This window comes from Sporosarcina ureilytica (genome assembly GCF_001753205.1).
GTDB classification, from domain to species: Bacteria; Bacillota; Bacilli; order Bacillales_A; family Planococcaceae; genus Sporosarcina; species Sporosarcina ureilytica.
In genome coordinates, this window is the sequence record NZ_CP017560.1 from 3,400,519 (window position 1) to 3,423,309 (window position 22,791).

A 22,791-nucleotide genomic window follows, 5' to 3' on the forward strand; every position below is an offset into this window, starting at 1 on the left:
ATACTTTTACGCGTGTAAGTGTAACCAATGTTCTAAAACTCCTTCCGCCCACTTCACAACTTCCGGCTCCTGTGTACCTCTTGGGCTCTGTTCTATTTTAAGTGGAGGGTACATTGAATGATAAAATTCCGCCAACTTTACTGCCGCTTGGCAAAATAAAGCGTCCCCTCCAAACTGGGTGTCTCCTGTCCCAAATACATAAACATGCGCTGGTTTATAACCTACATCTAATACGAAATCTTTCACTTCTTCAGGTGTTGCACCTTTTTCCCACGTAAATGAACCAACGATCATTCCACCGAAATTAGCAAGGTCCGGGATTGAGCCGCTGCCGATTCGATGTAACGTCACATCTACCTGACGACTTACGAATGTTTCTTGAATGAGTTCTGCAACTTCCTGCGTATTTCCGCTATACGTTGCATAAGCAATTAAGAATGACACCATTCGCACTCTTCAATATCTGTTGCACTTGAGCGTGTATAATAAGTCGTTTTCAATCCCGATTGCCAAGCTTGTAAATGTAGGTCCAACAATACAGAAGCCCGTATTGTATTTGGAACGTATAAATTAAACGAAATTGACTGGTCAATATGCTTTTGCCTTGCTGCATTTTGACGAACCGACCATCTTTGATCCACGATATAAGCCGAACGACGGTAAACATCATACGTATGATGATCAAGATCTGGCGCAACGACTGGTAATTTAAAGTCCTTCTTCTCTTCGTGATAAAACGGTTTGAAAATTGGGTCAATGGAAGCTGTAGAGCCCGCAATCACAGACGTTGATGAATTCGGGGCAACTGCCATTAAATAACCATTTCTAATGCCGTGAACCGCTACATCCATCCGCAGTTCATTCCATAGATTTGAGTCATACCCTCTGCGCTCAAAATACGCGCCTGTATGCCATTCCGAATCTTTATAAAGTGGATAGGCGCCTTTCTCTTTGGCTAATTCCATCGATGTCGCGATTGTGTAATAGGCAATTTTTTCGTATAACTGATCTGCATATTGTACCGCCTCATCAGACTCCCACTGAATATTTTCTTGTGCTAATAAATGATGCCACCCAAATGTCCCAAGACCAATCCCGCGATAACGCGCGTTGGTCCGTGCGGCTTGAACGACCGGAATTTTATTTAAATCAATGACATTATCAAGCATGCGCACTTGAATCGAAATCAATCGTTCTAATACATTTTCCGGCACTGCCCGTCCTAGATTAATAGAAGACAAATTACACACAACGAAATCTCCTGGTTTTGCACGAGTGACGATGACGTCATCTTCCAAAGTTACGGACTCAAATTCTGTTGGACTCATATTTTGAGCAATTTCCGAACATAAATTAGAGGAATAAATCATGCCTTCATGTTTATTCGCGTTGGAACGATTCACTTCATCTCGATAAAACATAAACGGAACCCCAGTTTCTAGTTGACTACGCAAAATACGTTTCATTAAATCTATCGCAGGGATTGTTTCACGACTTAATGAAGGATGCGCAACACACGCCGCGTATTTCTCACGGAATGAACCACTTCCACGCGTTTCATCATAAAAATCTTCTAAAGAGTATCCCATTACTTGGCGCACTTCATGCGGATCAAACAGATGCCACTCACCACGCGCTTCCACTTGTTCCATAAATATATCTGGCAAACAAATCCCTGTAAAAATATCATGCGCACGCATTCTCTCGTCGCCGTTATTCAACTTCAGATCGAGAAACGTCATAATATCTTTATGCCAAGCATCCAAATAAACCGCAATCGCACCTTGCCTTTGTCCAAGTTGATCTACACTAACTGCCGTATTATTCAATTGTTTAATCCAAGGTAAAACCCCACTTGAAGCCCCTTTAAATCCACGAATTGAAGAACCACGACTTCTGACTTTCCCCATGTAAACGCCAATCCCGCCGCCATATTTCGACAAATTGGCAATATCTGTATTACTGTCATAAATGCCTTGTAATGAATCATTGACCGTATCGATAAAACAACTCGACAATTGCCCGTGCGGCTTTCCTGCATTCGCCAAGGTTGGCGTCGCTACCGTCATATACAGATTGCTCATCGCCCAGTAAGCTTCTTTAATTTTCTCAAGTCGATTTTCCACTTCATCTTGCATAAGCGTCATTGCAATAACGAGCCATCTTTCCTGGGGAAGTTCGACTGGCTCTTTATTGAAATCAACCGCCACATAACGGTCCATTAACGTTTTTAGCCCAATGTATGTAAATAACCGGTCCCTTTCCGGTTCAATAATTTGTCCGAGTTGCTTTAATTCAGCTTCTGTATATTTATCAATTAACACGGAGCTATATAACCCTTTTTCGACAAGTCGACTAACATGATAATAAAAATCACTATAAACCGATACGCCCCGACGATTTTCTTCCAGCATATAAATTTTATTTAAATAAATCCTGGATGCAATAAATGTCCAATAAGGCTCATCTTCAGCAACATAACTAATTACTTCAAGGATCATCGCCCTAGTCCAATCTTTAACGTCTCCCTCGTTATTTCTTTCCTTCCAACGATAGCTCGCCTTTAAAAGTGGAGCAATTTTTTTAGCGCCAAATTCTCGTTGTAAGTCGTTTAGTACTTCATCAATCATCGATGTTCGAATAATCGTTGTCATCTTAAAAACTCCTCTCAGTTATGTACATCTGAACCGCGTTTGATTTTGGAGGCTGAACGTAAAAAAGCGATAGCTCTGCCTCTTCGGCAGAGCTATCGCTCATGATTTATAAGTTGGAAACTGAAAGGTTTTACTAAAAAACGAAACAGCAAGACCTGTTCGCTTCCACCTCTCAACCCCCGAAGAAAGTGTCGCTTGACGAAAAAACTGGCAGGTCTCCTGGCTTACGCTTCTACCTTCTGCCTACCCTTCCCGTAGATTCTCCACAGTGGTTTACCTGGCAGTCGTCAGCGATTACAGTTGCGGGGACAGCTCCGGATTTCCGGATTCCCTTTTAAACCGATTTCGGCACCAACTCTTCGTACTACACTATATGTTGTATGTCGTTACTATTTACACCCTAACATATTGTGTTTGAAACAGCAATAAGATTCAACAAATAGATTGAATAATGTTTTTGCAGGTACTATTTTATGCGGATTTTCTTCTTTTCGGCTAGTGAAAGCTACCGGTCCTTTTTGAATTAATATGGATTTTTCTTATTACGCTTTTTAGGCCTATGTGGTACATATCTTTTTTCTTCTTTGACTGGACGTGAATCTTCTTCTGGTTTTTCAATATCTGGCTCTGAAGCGAACTCCGTTTGTAAATTTTCTCTGTTGAAAGTGTTAAAATTCGCATCCTCGATTGGATCTTCTTCATGGAAAAGGAACTTCTGTAAATATTTATGAAAAATTGCTTCCCCTATCGCAATCGCAATTGCAGAAATAAATGCGGCACGTCCCATTCCCTGCCCATTAAATAGAAAAGCGCTACCTAACAAGACGACAAAAAATGCGATACCGAAGTCAGCAATCGTTGCGGCTAAATTTCCATACCGAGGTAAAATGACCATATCACCAACGAAGGAAATACCTGTTAATAGAACACTTAGAACCAAAATGTTGGCAAATGACATATCGAACATTCCTAATACAATCCATAATACAACTGTGACCATTAAAAACTTTATTATCAGTGAGCCTATAGACGACTTCACTTCTCACAACCTCCTTTCCTTTAATATTAACTTCTAATGAATCCCATAAATACTTCAAATGTATAGAACTTCTGTAAATAAGAGAAGATAAAAATCATAAAGCGACAGGAGGCTAATTAACATACTTTCCATAACTCGGAATGGCAATCTCATCAAATTCTTTCGCCAATTTCTTCAAGTTATCTGCTAGTTCTTGACCAGACATCGGTTGGCCATGTCCAGTTATTGCAACAGTAGGATTTAAAGCTGCTAACTTCTTTACTGAACGCCATGCCGCTGACCAATCCGGCGTTAAATAGCGCGGCGGGCCGCTTATTTCCTTTTCTTGCGTCAACACTTTATAGAGATACTCTTGCTTAACTGTCACAAAAGCATCACCGACAATGAGCGCACGGTCTTCTTCCCTAAAAAATGAGACGTGGCCAGGTGAATGCCCTGGTGTATGAATCCAACGAAACTTAGGCAAATACGGGACGTTCCCATCCTCTGGAAGGGCGCTAACGCGGTCGCCGAGCTCAATTGGATCGATTGGGAAAATAGGAGACACTTTCGAAACCATTCCGCCTTCAACAGTCGGATCTGGATTAGGATAACGCTTTTTGCCAGTTAAGAAAGGAAGCTCCAGCTTATGCGCATAAACCGGGATATCCCAATGATTAATTAACTCAACAATCGCGCCGACATGATCAAAATGACCATGTGTTAATAGTATCGCCTTAGGACGTTTGCCTACCCCAAAACGTTTTTCAACTTCAGAAATAATTTTTTCGGCGGAGTATGGCATGCCTGCATCAATCAAAACAAATTCCTCGTTTTCCGGATTACCAATTAAAACGATATTTACAATTTGTATCGTATAGCAATACAAATCCGGCAAAACCTCAGTCCCTGTCCCACTTTCAATTGAAGTAGCAGGAATAAACTTATAATCGTCTCCGTATGCTAAATTCTCGTCCAACATCTGTCCACCTCCTTTAGTCGGGACAACTTTATGGTGTTCATAAATAAGCTTGTTATACAAAGGCTGTTTCATTACACGAAAACTTGAATAGGGTTGCACTAATTGTAAATACTGATATTTCGTATTATGTGCAAAAAGTGGATTATAAAGTTGTTATCTAAAATTAAAGTAAAACCAAAAACGTTGGCATCGTATACGACACCAACGTTTTACAATTAATTTTTATGCTCTTCTTCCCAACACTCCGCGCCTTTTAGCCCCGGAATCGATTTCGCTTTAAATACTGGGTTGACCCCTTGTTTGCGTTGCATTGTAAAATCATCCAACACTTTAAATGCCACTTTACCAAGAATAATAATAACGACTAGGTTCAATATTGCCATCAAGCCCATAAATAGATCCGCCATATTCCAAACGATGTTTACTTTCGCCATCGCGCCAAACATGACCATTGCAAGGACTAAGAAACGATAAGCCGTCATCCATGACTTATGTGCACCAATAAATTCAATATTTGTCTCTCCGTAATAGTAATTTCCGATAATCGAGCTAAAAGCAAAGAAAAAGATGGCAATCGCCACAAAATAAGGCGCCCATGCCCCGACATGCACTGCCATCGAAGCTTGCGTTAATATAATTCCATCTTGTTCTCCTGTCGCATAAAGCCCACCTAAAATAATGATGAAGGCGGTTGCTGAACAAATCATAATTGTATCGAAAAACACACCTAAACTTTGCACAAGTCCTTGCTTAGCTGGGTGAGATACGTTCGCTGTCGCCGCTGCGTTGGGCACACTTCCCATCCCAGCTTCGTTGGAAAATAATCCACGGCGAATACCTTGCATCATCGCAGCGCCTATTCCACCACCAACGGCTTCTTTAAGACCAAAAGCATCCGCTACAATCAAATTAAAAACAGCCGGAATATCTGAAATGTTCATAATGACAACATATGCAGCAACAAGTAAGTAGAATACTGCCATAATTGGCACAATTAACTCCGTCACTTTTACAATTCTTTTAACGCCGCCAAAAATAATCACAGCCGTGACAAGCACCAACACGAGCCCGATAATCCAATCTGTAATGCCGAAAACGTCTGCAAAGGACTGGCTAATTGTATTCGATTGCACTGCATTAAAGATAAAACCGAAACAGAATGTCAACAAAATTGCAAAGACAATCCCTAACTTCCGAAAACCAAGCGCTTTTTCCATATAATAAGCGGGTCCACCTCTAAAAGTGTCACCGTCCTTCACTTTATACACTTGGGCAAGCGTACTTTCAATAAAAGCTGTAGCCATTCCTATAATCGCAATGACCCACATCCAAAAAACAGCACCAGGACCTCCAATTCCAATCGCAAGCGCAACTCCTGCAACGTTCCCCGTTCCTACACGAGAAGCCGCACTAATCGTAAATGCTTGGAACGGTGATACTCCGTCATTACTTTCCTTTTTCTCAAAAACTAACCGGAACATCTCTTTGAACAAACGAACTTGTACAAATTTTGTACGAACCGTAAAATAAACTCCAACAACTAAAAGCAAGCCGATTAATATATATGTCCATATAAAATCATTTGCTAGACCAACCAACCAATTAAGCGCATCCATAATCATATAAAATCCCCTTTCAACTAAAAATCTTTTTCTCAAAAAAATATTAAAAGATTATAATACAATGTAACTTCTCTGAACACAACACTATTTTTTAGTAAAGTGACAAATTTAATTTGACTTTTATAGCACGAGACCTAAGACTTTACATTAGAAACGTATCTACGTCATCGTTTCTTAAGCATAAAAAAAGATGTCTAAAGGATCCACCGCCCTTTAAACATCTTGAGCATCTTCTGCACGAATAAACCTTATTTCCTAAAATTACTAACGTAGTGACAGTCACCCAAACACTTATAATAGTTGAGATAAACATGAATCTTTAAATTTTCATGTTTGTTTGGGTGACTGTAGTCATCAAAAAAAGGCATTGCAAGGGAATCCCCACCAATATGAATTGGTCAGAAATTCCTCCATGCATGCCTCTGTTTATCAATACCAAACATTTATTATCAAACTGGTTAGATTAACCCCAAATTTCTTTGGAAATATCCACAATAAACTTTAACTTCTCCCACTGTTCTTCTTCAGTCAATTTATTGCCATGATGCGTGGACGCAAATCCGCATTGCGGACTTAAGCAAATTTGATCGAGCGGCACATATTTTGAAGCTTCTTTTATACGTGACTTAACAAGCTCCCTACTTTCAAGTTCTCCACTTTTAGATGTAATTACGCCCAATACAACTTTTGCTCCGTCTTTCGGAATATGTTGAAGCGGTTCAAAGCCACCTGAACGCTCATCATCATATTCGAGGAAAAAACCGTCTACTTTTTCTTTCGCTAAAAATCTTTCGGCAATTATATCGTAACTGCCTTCAAATGCCCAGTTAGATCGATAGTTTCCTCGGCACAGATGAGTCGTCACAAATAAATCTTCAGGTTTCCCTTCTAATACGCCATTTGCCACCCGAAGCGCCAAATCAATTAAATACTCTCTTGAATATTCACCGTCATTCCACGGGATATCAGGCGCTGATAGTCCCGCAATATATACATCATCCAGCTGCAAATAACGAACGCCAGCCTCATAGAAAGCTTTGATCGCATCACGGTAAGCTTGAATGATATCATTTGCATATTCCTCGATGTCCGGATAGATATTTTCATCCCTAATTCCAATATTAAACAATTGGTTTGGACTCGGAATTGTTTGTTTCGCAACTGCACGGCCACCAACAATTTCATTGAATTCAATAAAATCTTTTACGTGTGGGTGGTCAGGATCGAATGAGACTTTTCCGATATTACGGATATTGTATCTTTCTGTTTCCTCGTTCCCATTAAAGATATAACCTTGCTCCGGAACATACCCTTCGATTCCATTTAAATGCTCAAGGAAATCGGTATGCCAAAAACGGCGTCTGAATTCACCGTCTGTTACAAGTTCCAAACCGACTTCAATCTGTTTGTCTACAACTCTTTTAATTTCTTCTGTTTCTACTTTTCGAAGCTGTTCGGAGTTAATTTCCCCTTCTTTAAACAATCTTCTCGCTTCATGCAAGTTCTCTGGTCTTAACAAACTCCCTACGTGATCCGCTCTGAATGGTGCTGTTTTCGTCAATGTTTCTGTCATTGCCTATTCCCTCTTTCCAAAAGTTTTTTAACTTTAATAAGGAAAAAACCCTTCTTATAAATAAGAAGAGTTCAGCAATTTTAGGCGTCTACTCTTCTCATCTCCAAGCTTTTCGCTACTGGAATTAGCACAGTTCTTCATAAGTCTGTTGCTGAGGCTTCAAAGGGCCAGTCCCTCCACCTCTCTGGATAAGAAAGTCGCTTATTAAGTTATTGATTACCACTTTACACATGTTTTAATTGAATGTCAAGGTTATTTTGAATTTTCTTTATTTATCGTGACAATTAAATCAATTATATTTCTTTCTATAGTTCCATGAGTCAATTTAACAATCAACCCTATCACAAAAAGTGTTGATTTCTGTTCCGGGCGAGTATAATGATTTAAAATGGAGGGATTTTTATATGCTAAATAAAGCTTTAACTAAAATTTCAAGTTATTATGAAGAGATGATCGCCGATCGACGTTTTCTACATATGCACCCCGAATTATCCCACCAGGAAGTTCATACACCTGCATTTATAGCGGATCGCTTGGAGTCTTTAGGCATCGAAGTACAAAGAAATGTTGGGGGGCGTGGAGTCGTCGGGATGATTCGCGGAGGTAAACCTGGAAAAACAATTGCGTTTCGTGCGGACTTCGACGCGTTACCAATTGCCGACCAGAAAGACGTCCCTTACAAATCGACTGTCCCTGGTATTATGCATGCATGCGGACATGATGGTCATACCGCAGCATTATTAGGTTTCGCCAAAGCGATGAATGAAATTAAAGAATCGTTGCCTGGTAATATCGTTCTACTCCATCAATTCGGAGAAGAACTATCTCCCGGCGGTGCACGTGCGATGATTGAAGATGGCTGTCTTGACGGCGTTGATCTTGTATTCGGCGCACATTTACAATCACAAATGCCTGCCAATAAAGTGTATGTACGTGACGGCTTCCTTCAGGCTTCTGAAGATGCATTTAAAATTACGGTAACCGGCTTCGGAACACATGGCGCGGAACCGCATACGGGCGTAGATCCAATCTTAGCTGCAAGCCACATTATGATTGCTCTTCAATCAATTGTAAGTCGTAATGCGGATCCATTGAAAGAGCTCGTCGTTTCAGTTGGGAGCTTTCACGCTGGACACGCAGACAATGTGATTCCAAACGAGGCAGTTATGGAAGGTACAATCCGCGTATTCGACCCTGAACTTCGTGTACTTGCGGGTCGCCGTGTAATTGAAATTGCAAAATCAGTTGGTGCCGGACTTGGTTGCGATGTACAAGTCGAAATCATTAAAGGCTATGATTCTGTAAATAACGACCCTGATGCTATGAACCTTGTTCGTCAAGGTGTTACGGAAACATTCGGCGAAGAGTGCATCGTAGAAACGAATCCTATTATGCCTGTTGAAGACTTCTCCTATTATTTACACCATCGACCTGGTGCATACTTTTTTGTTGGCGCTCAAATGGATGATACGGAAAACGTATTCCCACACCATCACGAAAAGTTTGATTTTCACGAACCAGCGATGGAAATGACGGCCAAAGTTTTTGCAGCGACATTTTTTGAAGCGCAAAATAAAGGTTAAAAATAAGCTTCCTCTTTCACAATTAACTGTGAAAAAGGAAGCTTTTGTTATTTCTCCCTAGCAAGTGCTTTCTTTAATGTAGCCGCAAGTACACGTGCACCAATATCGAGTGCCTCTGTATTAAATGTCATTTTCGGATGGTGAAGTCCCGGCTGAAGATCCGCACCAATGCCAAGCATCGCTGCTTTCAATTCTGGCCTATGAATTGTATAAAAATGAAAATCATCACTACCCGCGGTAATGACTGAAGGCGCATACCCCACTTCGCCTACAGTTTCCAAAATTGCAGCTGTAGCAATTTCACTTGCTTCCTCAGATACTTCCGCAGCAGGTGTATAATCTTTCCATTCAGTTTCAATTTCTACCCCATACAACTTACCAATTGCTTGAATTCCTTCATTAACTTTCTCCATTAATTCATCCAAAACTGCATTGGATTGTGCCCGTGTATCAATCGCAAACGTTGCAGATCCAGGAATAATATTAACATTATTTCCCCCTGCTTGCATTTTCGTCATTTTCACAGAATATGCCTCAAACGGAGAGAAATACATTGTTTTGATAAACTGATGAATCGCAAATAGCGGATCAACGACATTCTTCCCTTGATGTGGACGCGCGCCATGTGCATCGACTCCGATAATTTTTCCTTCAAGAAATGCCGCCGCACCATGATGAATAGCCGGTAACACTTTACCATGTGGAATTTCCTCAATCGGACGCAAATGCACCCCGAATAAATAAGAAACATCATCAATCACACCGCGCTCGACCATCGCGACTGCGCCGTTCCCTTGCTCCTCAGCCGGTTGAAAAATAAAGCGAATTTTTCCCTCTAAAGGTTCATCTTTTAAATAGGAAAGTGCGCCCAATACCATCGCGATGTTCGCATCATGCCCACAGGAATGATTCGCTTGGTATACCCCGTCAACCTCTTGCCAAAGCGCGTCTATATCAGCTCGAATTGCGATGATTTCTTTTCCTTCACCGATTTCCGCGACGACTCCTGTTACATTATCAAAAGTTTTATAAGTTACGCCCATGCCGGCTAATATTTCCGTTAATTTCTCAGTTGTCTTTACTTCTTGATAACTAATCTCCGGGTGAGCATGAAAGTGCTTAAACCACGCGTCAATTTTCTTTTTTATTTCCAACTTAACTCACTCCAATCATTACGGCCACAACAATTGCAATCAGTGCAATCAGTAACCAACCTAACACTAGTTTCCAAACAAATTTTACCCAACGCTCATAAGGGATTCCCGCAACTGCCAAATAAGCCATTAGAGATGCTGAGGTCGGAATAATTGAATTCGTAATCCCGTCACCATACTGAAATGCCAGGACAGCGATTTGACGTTCCATCCCTAGTAAATCTGCAAGCGGCGTCATAATCGGCATCGTTGTTGCCGCCTGCCCACTTCCAGATGGGATAAAAAAGTTCATAATAATTTGCGTAATATACATGCCTACAGCGTTTAAAGAAGGCGGTAAACTTGAAATTAAATTCGATAAAGCATAGATGACCGTGTCTATAATATAACCTTGTTCCATAACTATCAAGATGGCTCTCGCAAAACCTACAATGAGTGCTCCAAAAGCGATTACCTTCATACCATCAACAAAAGCATCGAATGTGCCATTAATGCCCAGATTCCCGACAATCCCAGATAACAATCCAATGATAATGAACGAAGCTGTCAACTCTGTTAAAAACCAATCCCATTTAAAGACACCGTAAACGTTAATTACTAATCCACCCGCTAGAAATGTTAAAACAAGTCCATGACGCCAATTAAAGATCGGGAATTCCTTTGCATGCGCCTCAACATCATTCTCCTTAACCTTTTGCTCAATATCAAAAACAATACTTTTAGTTGGATCATTTTTCACCTTACTAGAATAGCGCATTACATATAAAATCGCTGCAGATAGAACGAATAAATATACAACAAACCGGAATCCGAAGCCTGAAAAAATTTGTACTTCTGCAATTGACTGTGCAACGCCCACCGTAAACGGATTAAGCATACCCCCTATAAAGCCGGATGCAGCACCAAGACTTACCATAGCCGTTCCTGTTATCGCATCAAATCCAAGTGCACGTGCAACTGCAATTCCAATCGGTACAAAAATAATCGATTCCTCGGACATTCCAATTGTCGCGCCAAGAACCGAAAATAGAATCATAATAATCGGGATTAATAACTTTTCTTTATTCTCAAGTCTATGTACAGCCTTCCCTATTCCTGCTTCTATTGTGCCGGTAGCCTGAATAATCCCAAAGGCACCGCCAACTAAAAATATGTAAAATATAATTTGCGAAGCTGCCGACATTCCCATTGGAATCGCCTTGAATAATTCGAATGGTTTCACTGGACTCTGCTCAATTTCTGTATAACTGCCTTCCACAACGATTGTACGCCCATCAACTTCTAATCGTTCAAACTCCCCTGCCGGAATCAAATACGATGCAACTGCAGCAAGAATCATGATTGAAAATAATATCGCATATGTATGCGGAATCCATCTTTTCTTTTCTTTTTCGGGTACTATTTGCTTTTCAACTCTAGTTGTCATTTCTTTTCTCCCCTTAATTTAAAAACTAACTCGATTCGAGTATTTATAATAATATATGCATAAACATTCATAGTCAATAGCAATTGACAAAAATGTTCCAACTGTTCATTACGATTGAATGATAATCATTAGAACTGACTACTTTTCACTACATTTTCAGCATAATATCGGGATTAAAACGCTCATAATTTTCACAAACAAAAAACCGTTCTGAATGAGTAGTTTCATTCAAAACGGTTTTACTATTACTTCGTATAATAAATTCCTGAACCAGGACCTAAATCGATACCGAATAGCATCCATACAACAAGTGTTAATGTCCAGAAGACTAGGAAGAACATACTGTAAGGGAACATAACGGAAACAAGTGTTCCGATACCCATTTTTCTATCGTACTTCTGAGCAAACGCAATGATAATTGCGAAATATGTCATAAGTGGTGAAATGATATTTGTTGCGGAGTCAGCAACACGGTATGCCATTTGCGTTAATTCTGGCGAGTACCCTAAGTTCATCATAATTGGAACGAAAACAGGTGCCATCATTGCCCATTTTGCAGACGCACTCCCAATAAATAGGTTAATAAAGGCTGCAATTAAAATGAATAGCAATACAAGCGGAATACCTGTTAAGTTAATGCTTTGTAAAAACTCTGCCCCGTATACACCAATCACAAGGCCCATATTAGATTCAGAGAAAAACGCTACGAATTGTCCAGCTGTGAAAGACAACACGATAAACATTCCCATAGAAGCCATCGTTGCCGACATCATTGCCGCAACGTCTTTATCATCACGAATTTCTTTCGTTACACGTCCATACACAAGACCTGGAATGAAGAAAAGAAGCGCGATGATCGGAACTAACGAACTCATAAACGGTGAACGGATAATTGGCATATCGCCGTCTCCGCGTAGTGGTCCCCATTCCGGTAAAATTAATAAAGCTACTAATACACTCGTAATCGCAAGAGATACGCCAGCCCAAACAAGACCTTTCTTCTCTACGCCATTTAATTTTTCAATCTTCTCACGGAACTCGCCTTTATATTCACCAAGTCGAGGTTCAACAATTTTTTCCGTTACCCATGCACCAACAACTGTAAGTACCAATACAGAAATTGCGATGAAGTAGTAGTTCATGGCAATGTTCATGCCTTCAGCATAAGCTGGGTCGATAATCGCTGCTGCTGAAATTGTTAATTCACCAAGTAATGCATCTGTTCCCGATAGGAAAAGGTTGGCACTGAATCCACCGGAAACCCCAGCAAATGCAGCTGCTAAACCTGCAAGCGGATGGCGTCCAATTGCGGCGAAAATAACTGCGCCAAGTGGAGGTAGAACAACGTAACCAGCATCAGAAGCAACACTTGACATAACCCCTGCAAAAACAAGGCCTAATGTAATGAGCCGTTTCGGTACTGATAGAACAAACCCACGTAGTAATGCACTAATTAAGCCTGTTCCTTCTGCTAAACCAATCCCTAACATCGTTACTAGAACAACGCCTAACGGTGCGAAGCCGACGAAATTACTCGTCATTTGAGTGAAAATATATTTAATACCTTCTCCGCTCATCAAGTTTTTAACTTCTATAATTTCTCCAGGTTTCCCAGGATGTTCTGCACTAACGCCGAAGTAGGAAACAATTCCAGAAACGATAATAACTAAAAGTGCAAGACCTGCAAATAATGTTACCGGGTGCGGTAATTTGTTTCCGGCTGTTTCCACGACATTCAGAAATCTTTGGAAAAAACCAACTTTTTGTTTCTTCATATATATACTCCTTCCAATCCACAAACCATTAAAATATTCAGATAATAAATTGTTTGTTTTTTTGTATGCTTCACAGTATATAAGATTTATATTGTAAAAGAAATAGTAAACCAATAAGACTAACTATGGTAAACTATCGCGTCCTTCTCACTTTTCAAAGAAGTATTTATAAGTTACAATTTTAGTAAAATAACAATTATACATGGAGGGCTTGTCATGAAATTAATACCTATAGGGATTTGGGGTGGTTATCCGAAAGCGAATGAGGCAACTTCTGCCTTCTTGCTTGAACACGAGGGATTTCATTGTTTAATTGACTGTGGCAGCGGTGTTTTGTCTTCACTTCAAAATTATTTGCCATTAGAACAATTGGATGCTGTCGTTCTGACTCACTATCATGCAGATCATATTGCTGATGTTGGCAGTTTACAATATAGCCGCCTTATTCAATATTACTTAAACCAATCCCCTCAAATTTTACCGATTTACGGTCATACCGAAGATGAGGAACAATTTGCGAAGTTGTCTTATAAAGAAATGACAGTAGGGATGGCAATTCATGAAGGAAACGAGATTAAAATTGGTCCTTTTAAAGTGAGTTTTTGCAGAACAAAACACCCTGTTTACTGTCTTGCATTGAAATTTACAGTAGACGGACGTTCAGTAGTTTTCACAGCAGATACGGAATGGCATGAAGATCTTGTTGATTTTGCGAGAGGGACAAACCTATTAGTGAGCGAAGCGAATTTATATGAAGAACATATTGGGGTGGCCCCGGGGCATATGGGTGGCAGTGAAGCAGGTAAATTAGCACAACTTGCTGGGGCGAATCAACTTTTACTAACCCACTTACCCTTACATGGAGATGTAAATGAAATCTTACACGCTGCTCAAGAACAATTTAGCGGTGAGACTGAAATTGCTAAAGTCGGTAAAAATTATACCATTTTAGAAGAACAATCCCTTAAATAAAAAAATCGTTGGAACAGATTCACTACCTGTTCCAACGATTTTTTAAAATTAAGAGCGAATACCTCTACAGAATCAATCCTCAAGGTCCTTTTCAAAATCCAGTACATCGCCTGTATATGCATCAATATCAAGTTCGTATTCATATTTTCCATCTTTCATTTCAATCTCATAATAGAGTCGGCCATCGTCGTTATCCAGCTCTATTTCCTTTACTGTTCCGGACGCGTGTTGTCTAGCAATGGCAATCGCTTCTTCAACTGTCAACTTGCTTTTCGATTGTATTTTTTCAACAGTTGACTCTGCTTTTTGTTTCGTTGGTACAACTTGCAGTTCATTCACCTTTTCTTGTACACCTAGCACGCCCTCTTCAACGACGTTGTTTGAACTTGCATTTGCAAACATTGCTGCACCCGCAAACACGATCACTACTGAAAGACCTAAAATTGAGATTAACTTCTTCATTTAAATCATCCTCTCTTTATTGTTACCCTTATCATACCTAGTGTAGATGAGAAGACTTTTAAAAGAAGATTAGAGTTTGATGAGAAATCAATCATCCCACTTAACTGACATAATTTTTCCAGTAATCGCATGGATTTGAAAGATCGCTTCAATATCGTCGTCATCATTATCTTGCTCGATTTCTACTAAATAATAACCGCCATCATCACGATCATGGAACTCTACAAATTCAACTTCACCGCGCAATTGTTTAAGTGCAATATCAATTGCCCGCTCCCTTGTAATGAGCGTGTTTTTCGTTGTGGTAGGTTGCTTTTCTTCAGAAATAACTTCTCCAGACTTTGCATCCACAACCACTTTCAATAGCGCTTGATCTTTTGCTACTTCCACGTTATAAACCGGGATTTCTCCAGTATCATCGTGGGACAACCTTTCAATGTCGTTATGATATTTCTTAACGACAATATCGCGTACTTCCTGTTCAGATAACAATTCAGGTTCCTTGACTTCGATCTTATTAATTAAGGACATCGAAAGAACTTGGCCATTTTCAGCATTTATCTTTGTCTCATAAATGCCGCCTGGCCGTGTAATTTCTGTAGAATAAACGCCGTCTTGAAACGTTAGCTCTCCGACAGTGCCTTCATACATCATCTCTAATTGTTGTTGAATTTCTTCCTTTGTCATTTGTTCTTCGTTTGTAAATAATCCTTGTATATAAATCACACCAAATACCAAGAGAAGGATCGTAACCAAGAGCGGGAGTAGCCATTGTTTTTTTAGTACTTTCATGTGAATTACCTCCTACTTAGCATTTTATACACCCAACATTAAGATTTAATGAGAATCTAATCGTTTTGGAATCGTAATTCTAACTGTCGTACCCATCCCGCTAATGCTCTCCATCTTTAACCCCGCGCCGAGTCCATCAGCAAGTTGTTTTGCGATTGCTAATCCAAGGCCTGTTCCGCCTGTTTTACGATTTCGGTCTTCTTCGACTCGGTAAAATCGATTAAAAACATGCGGTAATGCTTCCTGAGGTATCCCATTCCCATAGTCTGTAATCGCAATCGCATAGCTATCTCCTTCGTCTTGCAATGTGATTTTAACTAAATCATCGCTATATTTCCGTGCATTATCGAGGAAAATATAAAGCAGCTGCCTAAATCTTTCACTATCCGTTGTCACGATCGAATCTTTAATACCTTCAAAGTCAAACTGCCGGGCATAAGCTTGTCGCATCGGCTTCACTGTTTTTTCAATTTGGTCAAATAAATCCGTTTCTTCAAATTGAAACGTAGCTAGCTCATCGTTTTTCGCTAACTGCAATAGCTGTTCAATCATCGATTTCATACGAACGGATTCACTAAGAATTGCACCAACCGCTTCTTCTGCAACGTCACGATTATCAAATCCGCGCCTTGTTAGAAGTCGGGCATAACTTTCGATGACGGTGAGCGGTGTTTTTAATTCGTGTGAAGCATTTGAAACGAATTGTTCCTGCTGCTTATAATTTTGTTCTAGCTGTTCCATCATTTCATTGAATGTTAAAGCCATTTGTGCCATTTCATCTTTTCGGTCCACAGACATTTGGATTTTTTCGTAAGTCCCTGATTTTCGACTTTGAGACATCGTTGCAATCAGCTTTTCAATTGGATTGATCACAATACGGCTTAACCCAATGCTCGAAAAGACCACTGGCAACATCGCTAACAATGTAACACCAGCAAGGACAAGCTTTAAAGCCATTAAGTTACGATCCACATTTACAAGCAATTGCATCATATCCAGTTGAACGACATCTCCATTGTTCCAAATAACAGGAGAACTAACGGATAATACAGACGTGCCATTAACTTTCTCAACCGTATACGAATCATTTGTAATAGTTGGGGTGTAGTCTTTTAACAACGTAGTCGCTTCACCCGAACCAAGCCGCTGACCAGCAACACTTATCGCACCGTTGTCCGGAAGATGAGCACGAATAATCACTGCCGGGTCATTCTGCGCTGTCATTTTACTAAAAGATGCTGTTAATTCTTTCACTTGACTTTGAAGTTGCTCGCGCTCCGTGTCGTATGCCATTTTTTCAAATAAAAAATAAACACCCGTATTCGTCAAAATTAAAATAACAAACATCAGTAATGTCGAAAACAAATGGATTTTCGTTCTAATTTTCATCGTTTTCTTTGAGCACGTAACCGACACCTCGCACCGTTTGGATGAGCGTGCTCTCCCCCGGCTTCTCGATTTTTTTCCTAACATAACGAATATAGACATCGACCACATTCGTATCGCCGTAATAGTCAAAGCCCCAAACAGCATCTAACAACTGTTCCCGAGACAGTACTTGGTTAGGATGTTTTAATAAATGAAGGAGTAAATCAAACTCCCTTGGCGTAAGTTCAATTTGACGTTCTTCACGTTTCACCTCACGTGTTTGTTCATGAAGAGATAATCCGAAAAACTCATATAAATGTTCATCTTTTTTTGCTTGTCCCCCATTTGAAAAGCGTAATGCAGCACGTATCCTGGCCAGTAGTTCTTCAATTTCAAATGGTTTTGTTACATAATCATTCGCGCCTAAATCAAGCCCTGCCACTTTATCTTCCACTTCGTTTTTTGCGGTTAATAAAATAACAGGCGTATGATTTTCTGTTGCCCGAATACGTCGCAATACATCTAATCCATTTAAACCAGGTAACATTAAATCCAACAAAATTAAATCCCATTCATGCTCTCGGTATTGAATAAGCCCATCTGGTCCCGTATGCGCTATCCCTATTTCATATCCCTCGAATTCAAGTTCAAGTTGCAATACGCGAGCAATATTTTCCTCATCTTCTATAATTAAAATTCGTTCTTTCATCGTTTCAACCACCCTATCTGCTACTACTCATTTTGTATAAAAAACCGTTAGTTATTAATTAATTACACATACTAAACCGGCTTGAATTAAATCGATTTCCCACTTATCATTCAATTCTCCAATGAACGGATCATCAATCCCACTTTATCAGCTTTTTACTTGAATGAGAAACTAGACAGTTTTAAAATAAATTTGGATTCACCTACAAATTAACTGATTTTAATTATAGTTTCAAAATTAATGTTGCATAAGGGAAACTTTTATTTTATACTGTTATTAATAATAACTTGGTCGAAGGAAACTTTTATTTTTAATTTCAAGTTGCACAAGGGAAACTTTCTGCATACGATAGTAATATTCAAAGAGAAATAAAAATTGAAAAGGTGATTTTATGGAAAATAGTATAGAGGTAAAACATTTATCTACCTCTTATTACGGTCAAGAAGCATTGCAGGATATAAACTTCTCCGCAGAGACCGGGAAACTTATCGGTATTATCGGTCCGAATGGAGCTGGTAAATCAACACTAATGAAATCAATGCTCGGGTTAATTCCAATAGATGAAGGCCAAATCTCTTTTGCTGGCATGACTTTAAAACAAGCAAGAAACAAAATTGCTTACGTTCCACAACGAGCTGCGATTGACTGGGATTTCCCAATTATCGTCTTGGATGCAGTTTTACTCGGAACGTACCCCAACTTAGGTGTATTCCGTCGCCCTAAAAAAGCGGACCGTGAATGGGCATATGAATGCTTGAAAAAAGTCGGTATGGAAGACTACAGTAAAAGACAAATTGGAGAATTATCCGGCGGGCAGCAACAACGAGTCTTCCTCGCAAGAGCACTCGCCCAAAAAGCAGATTTCTTTTTTCTCGATGAACCGCTTGTCGGCATCGATGTAACAAGCGAAGAATTAATCATGAATATTTTAAAAAGCTTGAGAGATGAAGGTAAATCAATCTTTGTTGTCCACCATGACCTGGCAAAGGTAGAAGAATATTTCGAAGACCTCGTGTTGCTAAATAAAAAACTGATAAAATCAGGAACGGTGAAAAACGTACTTCGTCCTGAACTCATGCGTGAAGCCTATAAAGCGCAATTTTCTCTACTCGATTCAATGGGGGTCTTCTCATGATTTCCTTTTATCAAGACTTATTGAACTATGAATTTTTACAGAAAGCATTGTTTACTTCCATAATGGTGGGTATTATTTGCGGCGTGATTGGCAGTTTTATCGTATTACGCGGTATGGCCCTCATCGGTGATGCAATATCACATGCTGTGCTGCCTGGTGTAGCGATTTCCTATATGCTTGGCATTAATTTTTTCTACGGTGCAGTTGTGACCGGCATGTTAACAGCAATTGGGATCGGTTATATTAATCAAAATAGCCGCATCAAAAACGACTCAGCAATTGGAATTGTATTTTCCGCAGCCTTTGCGCTTGGGGTCATTTTAATCGGAAAAGCAAATTCAAGTATTGATTTAAATCGAATTTTATTTGGAAATGTCCTATCGGTTCGCGCTTCTGACATGTGGATGACACTCATTATCGGAGCCATCGTCTTGCTTACTGTCATCTTTTTTTATAAAGAATTACTTGTCAGCACATTCGATCCAACGTTCGCCGCGGCTTACGGTTTGCCGAACAAATTCATTCATTATGTCATTATGATTTTATTGACGATGGTAACTGTAGCTTCCCTGCAAACGGTTGGGATTATTCTTGTGGTGGCGATGTTAATAACACCCGCTTCTACGGCTTACCTTTTAACAAATAGGCTTTGGGTGATGATTTTATTAGCGGCGATCTTTGGCGCAATTTCATCTATCATCGGTTTATATTTTAGCTTCATCTATAATCTATCTTCCGGTGCGGTTATCGTTTTAGTTTCTACAGCTTTCTTCTTAATTGCTTTCTTCCTATCGCCAAAACAAGGGATGCTTTGGCGCTCACTACGAACGAAGAAGAAAAAAATCATTATCCAAGATTAATTTACAATTCGTAACTATAAAGGAGATTTTTACAGATGATGAAAAAGCTTTTCAAGGCAGGGATTGTCACAATCCTAGCAACATTTTTACTTGTTGCGTGCGGCAATCAAAATGAAAAGACAGAAAGCGGTTCTGATAAAATTCAGGCGATCGCAACCTTCTCGATTATCCATGATATCGTTTCTGAAATCGGCGGCGAACATGTGGATGTGCACAGTATGGTACCTATCGGAACGGACCCGCATGAATATGAACCGTTACCGGTAGACATTAAAAAAGCCACTGACGCAGATGCATTATTTTACAACGGATTAAATCTAGAAGGTGAAGAACATGGTTGGTTTTTTAAACTGGTTGACTCCGTTGGTGCAGACAAAAACAAAGTTTTCGAACTGATGGAAGGTGTTGAACCACTCTACTTAACATCTGATGATGGTTCTGAAAAAGAAGTAAATCCCCACGCCTTTCTTGACCCAATTGTTGTCATTCAAATGACGGAAAATGCAAGGGACGCATTGATTGAAGTCGATCCTGAAAATAAAGCACACTACGAAAAAAAAGCTGAACAATTATTAGAAAAACTACGTGCGCTGGACGAAGAATACAAAACAAAAATTGCCGAAATACCAGATGAACGCAGAGTACTTGTAACGAGCGAACGTGCTTATCAATATATGGCAGAGCGTTATGGATTAAAAGAAGGCTATATTTGGGAAGTGGATACTGAAGAAAACGGATCCCCCGCCCAAATTAAATCACTAGTTTCGTTCGTAAAAGAAAATAATGTTCCAGCATTATTCGTCGAAACAAATGTTGACCCTCGACCGATGGAGACTGTTTCCAATGAAACTGGCGTACCAATCGCCGCTAAACTCTTTTCAGATGAACTTGGCCGTCAAGGTGCAGATGGAAGTACAGTCATTAGCTTTTTACAATATAATATTGATACGATTTATGAGCATTTAAAGGAGTAATCCTTTATTGATCATGCAAGTTATTTTCTACACAAAACAGCACTCTCCATTGCTCTTCTTACAAGCAACGGAAAGTGCTGTTTTAATTTTTATTATAAAAATACGATAATCGCTAAGATTACTGCTAAAACAATACGATAAATCGCAAACGGCATTAGTTTCACTTTTGATATTAATGCTAAGAAAAAACGAATAGAAATGAGTGCAAATACAAACGCACTAATAAATCCTACAACATAAAAAGATAGATAGTCCATCTCCATATGTTCCCAGTTTTTTAATACAGAAACGAGACTTGCGCCCATCATAATCGGAACTGCCATGATGAATGTAAAATCTGCAGCCGTCCGGTGATTCATTCCGAATAATACCCCACCTGAAATCGTTGCTCCTGAACGCGAAAAACCTGGCCATAATGATAAACATTGTACAAGCCCAACTGTAAATGCTTGTTTATAAGTAATTTGATCCAACGTCTTCACTTTCGGATATTTCGGACCCAGTTTATCCGCAGCAATCATCAATAATGCTCCAACAATTAACGCTGCAATGACCGTTTCTACGCGGAATAAATAATCATCAATTAAGTCTTTGAACGCAAATCCTAATACAACTGCTGGTAACATCCCAACGATAACATGCATTAAATTGAATCGTTTATTCATCTTTTTGCCGTCGATTTTATACAATCCGACCAAACTAAATAATCGCTTCCAAAATACGACAACGACGGCTAGAATTGACCCTAATTGAATGACGATTTTAAATGTATTCGCTGGATATTTTCCTAGAAACTCTTGGGATTTCAACCACATATCATCCACAATAATGAGGTGACCTGTTGATGAAACCGGCGCAAACTCCGTCATTCCCTCTACAAACCCTAAAATTAACGCCTTAATTAACTCGAATAAGTCCATAACTCACTTAAGCTCTCTTTCTGCGGAATCGGATATACCAAAATATAACCAACAGACCGCTTAATCCTATTAATATATAAACAATATTTGAAAAAACATCCATATAGGTTACAATCGACTGCCAATTTTCTCCGACGGAAACACCAACCATCACGAGAATTCCATTCCATAACAAACTTCCCAGAGTCGTCAACAAAATAAATAACGGGAAATTCATATTGGACATCCCGGCAGGTATTGAAATTAAACTGCGGATAAGCGGAATTAATCGACAAAAGAAGACAGTCCACGGTCCGTATTTATCAAACCATGCATCCGCACGATGTATATCTTTGCGTGTCAGGCGTAAATACTTTCCCCATCGATCCACGATTTTTTCGAGTCGACGAACATCAATGATCAACCCGATACTATATAAAATCATAGCGCCAACGACGGAGCCTATTGTTGCGGCAATAATCACACCAACGACCGTCATATTTGAATAGGTCGTCATAAAACCGCCAAAAGTTAAAATGACTTCTGAGGGAATTGGCGGAAAAATATTCTCCAACATAATTAATAATAAGACACCAATATAACCAAATTCACTCATAAATTCAGTAATCCAATTTTCCACCTTACGCCTCCGCTGCTATTCAGTTTACTAGACATATAGTCCGCGTGCAAATCTATTTTGACATATACATGAGACGTCCTTTCGTTGAAAAAGTTTCTTATAAACATAATATCATCCAACATTAAAATTCGAACAATGTTGATTTTCGTTCCGGGCGGACGCTTTCCGTGGGGCGGGCGGTGAGCCTCCTCGG

Annotated in this window: 20 protein-coding genes and 2 riboswitches; of the genes, 5 read left to right on the forward strand and 15 right to left on the reverse strand. The window is 39.6% G+C overall.

Annotated features, from left to right (window positions below; all coding sequences use genetic code 11):
- Positions 1-6: 6 nt before the first annotated feature.
- From BI350_RS16380 to BI350_RS16405, 6 genes are all read right to left on the reverse strand, one after another.
- Positions 7-444 carry a flavodoxin gene (locus tag BI350_RS16380; protein WP_425423260.1) on the reverse strand — a complete coding sequence of 146 codons (438 nt, stop codon included), beginning with the start codon at positions 442-444 and terminating at the stop codon, positions 7-9.
- Positions 432-2,654 (reverse strand): ribonucleoside-diphosphate reductase subunit alpha, encoded by a 2,223-nt coding sequence (locus tag BI350_RS16385; RefSeq protein WP_155767553.1) that lies wholly within the window; start codon positions 2,652-2,654, stop codon positions 432-434. The genes BI350_RS16380 and BI350_RS16385 overlap by 13 nt, the downstream gene beginning before the upstream one ends.
- 192 nt (positions 2,655-2,846) lie before the next feature.
- Positions 2,847-3,024, reverse strand: a riboswitch (cobalamin riboswitch).
- A gap of 153 nt (positions 3,025-3,177) precedes the next feature.
- Positions 3,178-3,693 (reverse strand): DUF2512 family protein, encoded by a 516-nt coding sequence (locus BI350_RS16390; RefSeq protein WP_082295136.1) that lies wholly within the window; start codon positions 3,691-3,693, stop codon positions 3,178-3,180.
- Between the two features lie 112 nt (positions 3,694-3,805).
- Entirely contained in the window at positions 3,806-4,654 is an 849-nt protein-coding gene (locus BI350_RS16395) for an MBL fold metallo-hydrolase (RefSeq protein ID WP_425423233.1), read from the reverse strand.
- Between the two features lie 215 nt (positions 4,655-4,869).
- Entirely contained in the window at positions 4,870-6,270 is a 1,401-nt protein-coding gene (locus tag BI350_RS16400; RefSeq protein WP_075529426.1) for an alanine/glycine:cation symporter family protein, read from the reverse strand.
- 469 nt (positions 6,271-6,739) lie between these two features.
- A complete protein-coding gene (locus BI350_RS16405) occupies positions 6,740-7,849 on the reverse strand; it encodes a 5-methyltetrahydropteroyltriglutamate--homocysteine S-methyltransferase (RefSeq protein WP_075529136.1) in 1,110 nt (369 codons plus the stop codon).
- 94 nt (positions 7,850-7,943) lie between these two features.
- Positions 7,944-8,044: riboswitch (SAM riboswitch) on the reverse strand.
- Positions 8,045-8,253: 209 nt separating this feature from the next.
- Here BI350_RS16405 and BI350_RS16410 point away from each other — a divergent pair.
- On the forward strand, positions 8,254-9,432 hold the full coding sequence (locus tag BI350_RS16410) for a M20 metallopeptidase family protein (protein WP_075529137.1): 1,179 nt from the start codon (positions 8,254-8,256) through the stop codon (positions 9,430-9,432).
- Positions 9,433-9,479: 47 nt separating this feature from the next.
- On the opposite strand, the gene BI350_RS16415 is transcribed toward BI350_RS16410, so the two are convergent.
- The 3 genes from BI350_RS16415 to BI350_RS16425 form a co-directional block, all read right to left on the reverse strand.
- Positions 9,480-10,586, reverse strand: a complete 1,107-nt coding sequence (locus BI350_RS16415; RefSeq protein WP_075529138.1) for an amidohydrolase — start codon at positions 10,584-10,586, stop codon at positions 9,480-9,482.
- A gap of 1 nt (position 10,587) precedes the next feature.
- Entirely contained in the window at positions 10,588-12,012 is a 1,425-nt protein-coding gene (locus BI350_RS16420) for a YfcC family protein (protein ID WP_075529139.1), read from the reverse strand.
- A gap of 245 nt (positions 12,013-12,257) precedes the next feature.
- Positions 12,258-13,787 (reverse strand): AbgT family transporter, encoded by a 1,530-nt coding sequence (locus BI350_RS16425; RefSeq protein ID WP_075529140.1) that lies wholly within the window; start codon positions 13,785-13,787, stop codon positions 12,258-12,260.
- A gap of 216 nt (positions 13,788-14,003) precedes the next feature.
- Between BI350_RS16425 and BI350_RS16430 the strand changes: the two genes are divergently transcribed.
- Positions 14,004-14,759: an MBL fold metallo-hydrolase gene (locus BI350_RS16430; RefSeq protein WP_075529141.1), complete on the forward strand. Its 756-nt coding sequence runs from the start codon at positions 14,004-14,006 to the stop codon at positions 14,757-14,759.
- A gap of 72 nt (positions 14,760-14,831) precedes the next feature.
- Here BI350_RS16430 and BI350_RS16435 read toward each other — a convergent pair whose 3' ends face one another.
- From BI350_RS16435 to BI350_RS16450, 4 genes are all read right to left on the reverse strand, one after another.
- On the reverse strand, positions 14,832-15,221 hold the full coding sequence (locus BI350_RS16435; RefSeq protein ID WP_075529142.1) for a PepSY domain-containing protein: 390 nt from the start codon (positions 15,219-15,221) through the stop codon (positions 14,832-14,834).
- Positions 15,222-15,308: 87 nt separating this feature from the next.
- Positions 15,309-16,013, reverse strand: coding sequence for a PepSY domain-containing protein (locus tag BI350_RS16440; RefSeq protein ID WP_075529143.1), 705 nt, complete (start codon positions 16,011-16,013; stop codon positions 15,309-15,311).
- Between the two features lie 45 nt (positions 16,014-16,058).
- Positions 16,059-17,402 carry a sensor histidine kinase gene (locus BI350_RS16445; protein WP_075529144.1) on the reverse strand — a complete coding sequence of 448 codons (1,344 nt, stop codon included), beginning with the start codon at positions 17,400-17,402 and terminating at the stop codon, positions 16,059-16,061.
- Positions 17,392-18,090 carry a response regulator transcription factor gene (locus tag BI350_RS16450; protein ID WP_075529145.1) on the reverse strand — a complete coding sequence of 233 codons (699 nt, stop codon included), beginning with the start codon at positions 18,088-18,090 and terminating at the stop codon, positions 17,392-17,394. Before BI350_RS16450 ends, BI350_RS16445 begins: the two co-directional genes overlap by 11 nt.
- A gap of 391 nt (positions 18,091-18,481) precedes the next feature.
- On the opposite strand from BI350_RS16450, the gene BI350_RS16455 reads away from it, so the two are divergent.
- Genes BI350_RS16455 through BI350_RS16465 form a run of 3 tightly spaced genes read left to right on the forward strand, consistent with a single transcriptional unit; the run spans position 18,482 to position 21,059 of the window.
- Positions 18,482-19,225: a metal ABC transporter ATP-binding protein gene (locus BI350_RS16455; protein WP_075529146.1), complete on the forward strand. Its 744-nt coding sequence runs from the start codon at positions 18,482-18,484 to the stop codon at positions 19,223-19,225.
- Positions 19,222-20,085, forward strand: a complete 864-nt coding sequence (locus tag BI350_RS16460; protein WP_075529147.1) for a metal ABC transporter permease — start codon at positions 19,222-19,224, stop codon at positions 20,083-20,085. Before BI350_RS16455 ends, BI350_RS16460 begins: the two co-directional genes overlap by 4 nt.
- Before the next feature lie 35 nt (positions 20,086-20,120).
- On the forward strand, positions 20,121-21,059 hold the full coding sequence (locus BI350_RS16465; protein WP_245698274.1) for a metal ABC transporter substrate-binding protein: 939 nt from the start codon (positions 20,121-20,123) through the stop codon (positions 21,057-21,059).
- 92 nt (positions 21,060-21,151) lie between these two features.
- On the opposite strand, the gene BI350_RS16470 is transcribed toward BI350_RS16465, so the two are convergent.
- Together BI350_RS16470 and BI350_RS16475 are read right to left on the reverse strand one after the other, a co-directional pair.
- Positions 21,152-21,979 (reverse strand): undecaprenyl-diphosphate phosphatase, encoded by an 828-nt coding sequence (locus BI350_RS16470; RefSeq protein ID WP_075529148.1) that lies wholly within the window; start codon positions 21,977-21,979, stop codon positions 21,152-21,154.
- Positions 21,980-21,986: 7 nt separating this feature from the next.
- A complete protein-coding gene (locus tag BI350_RS16475) occupies positions 21,987-22,598 on the reverse strand; it encodes a DedA family protein (protein WP_075529149.1) in 612 nt (203 codons plus the stop codon).
- Between the last annotated feature and the right edge of the window lie 193 nt (positions 22,599-22,791).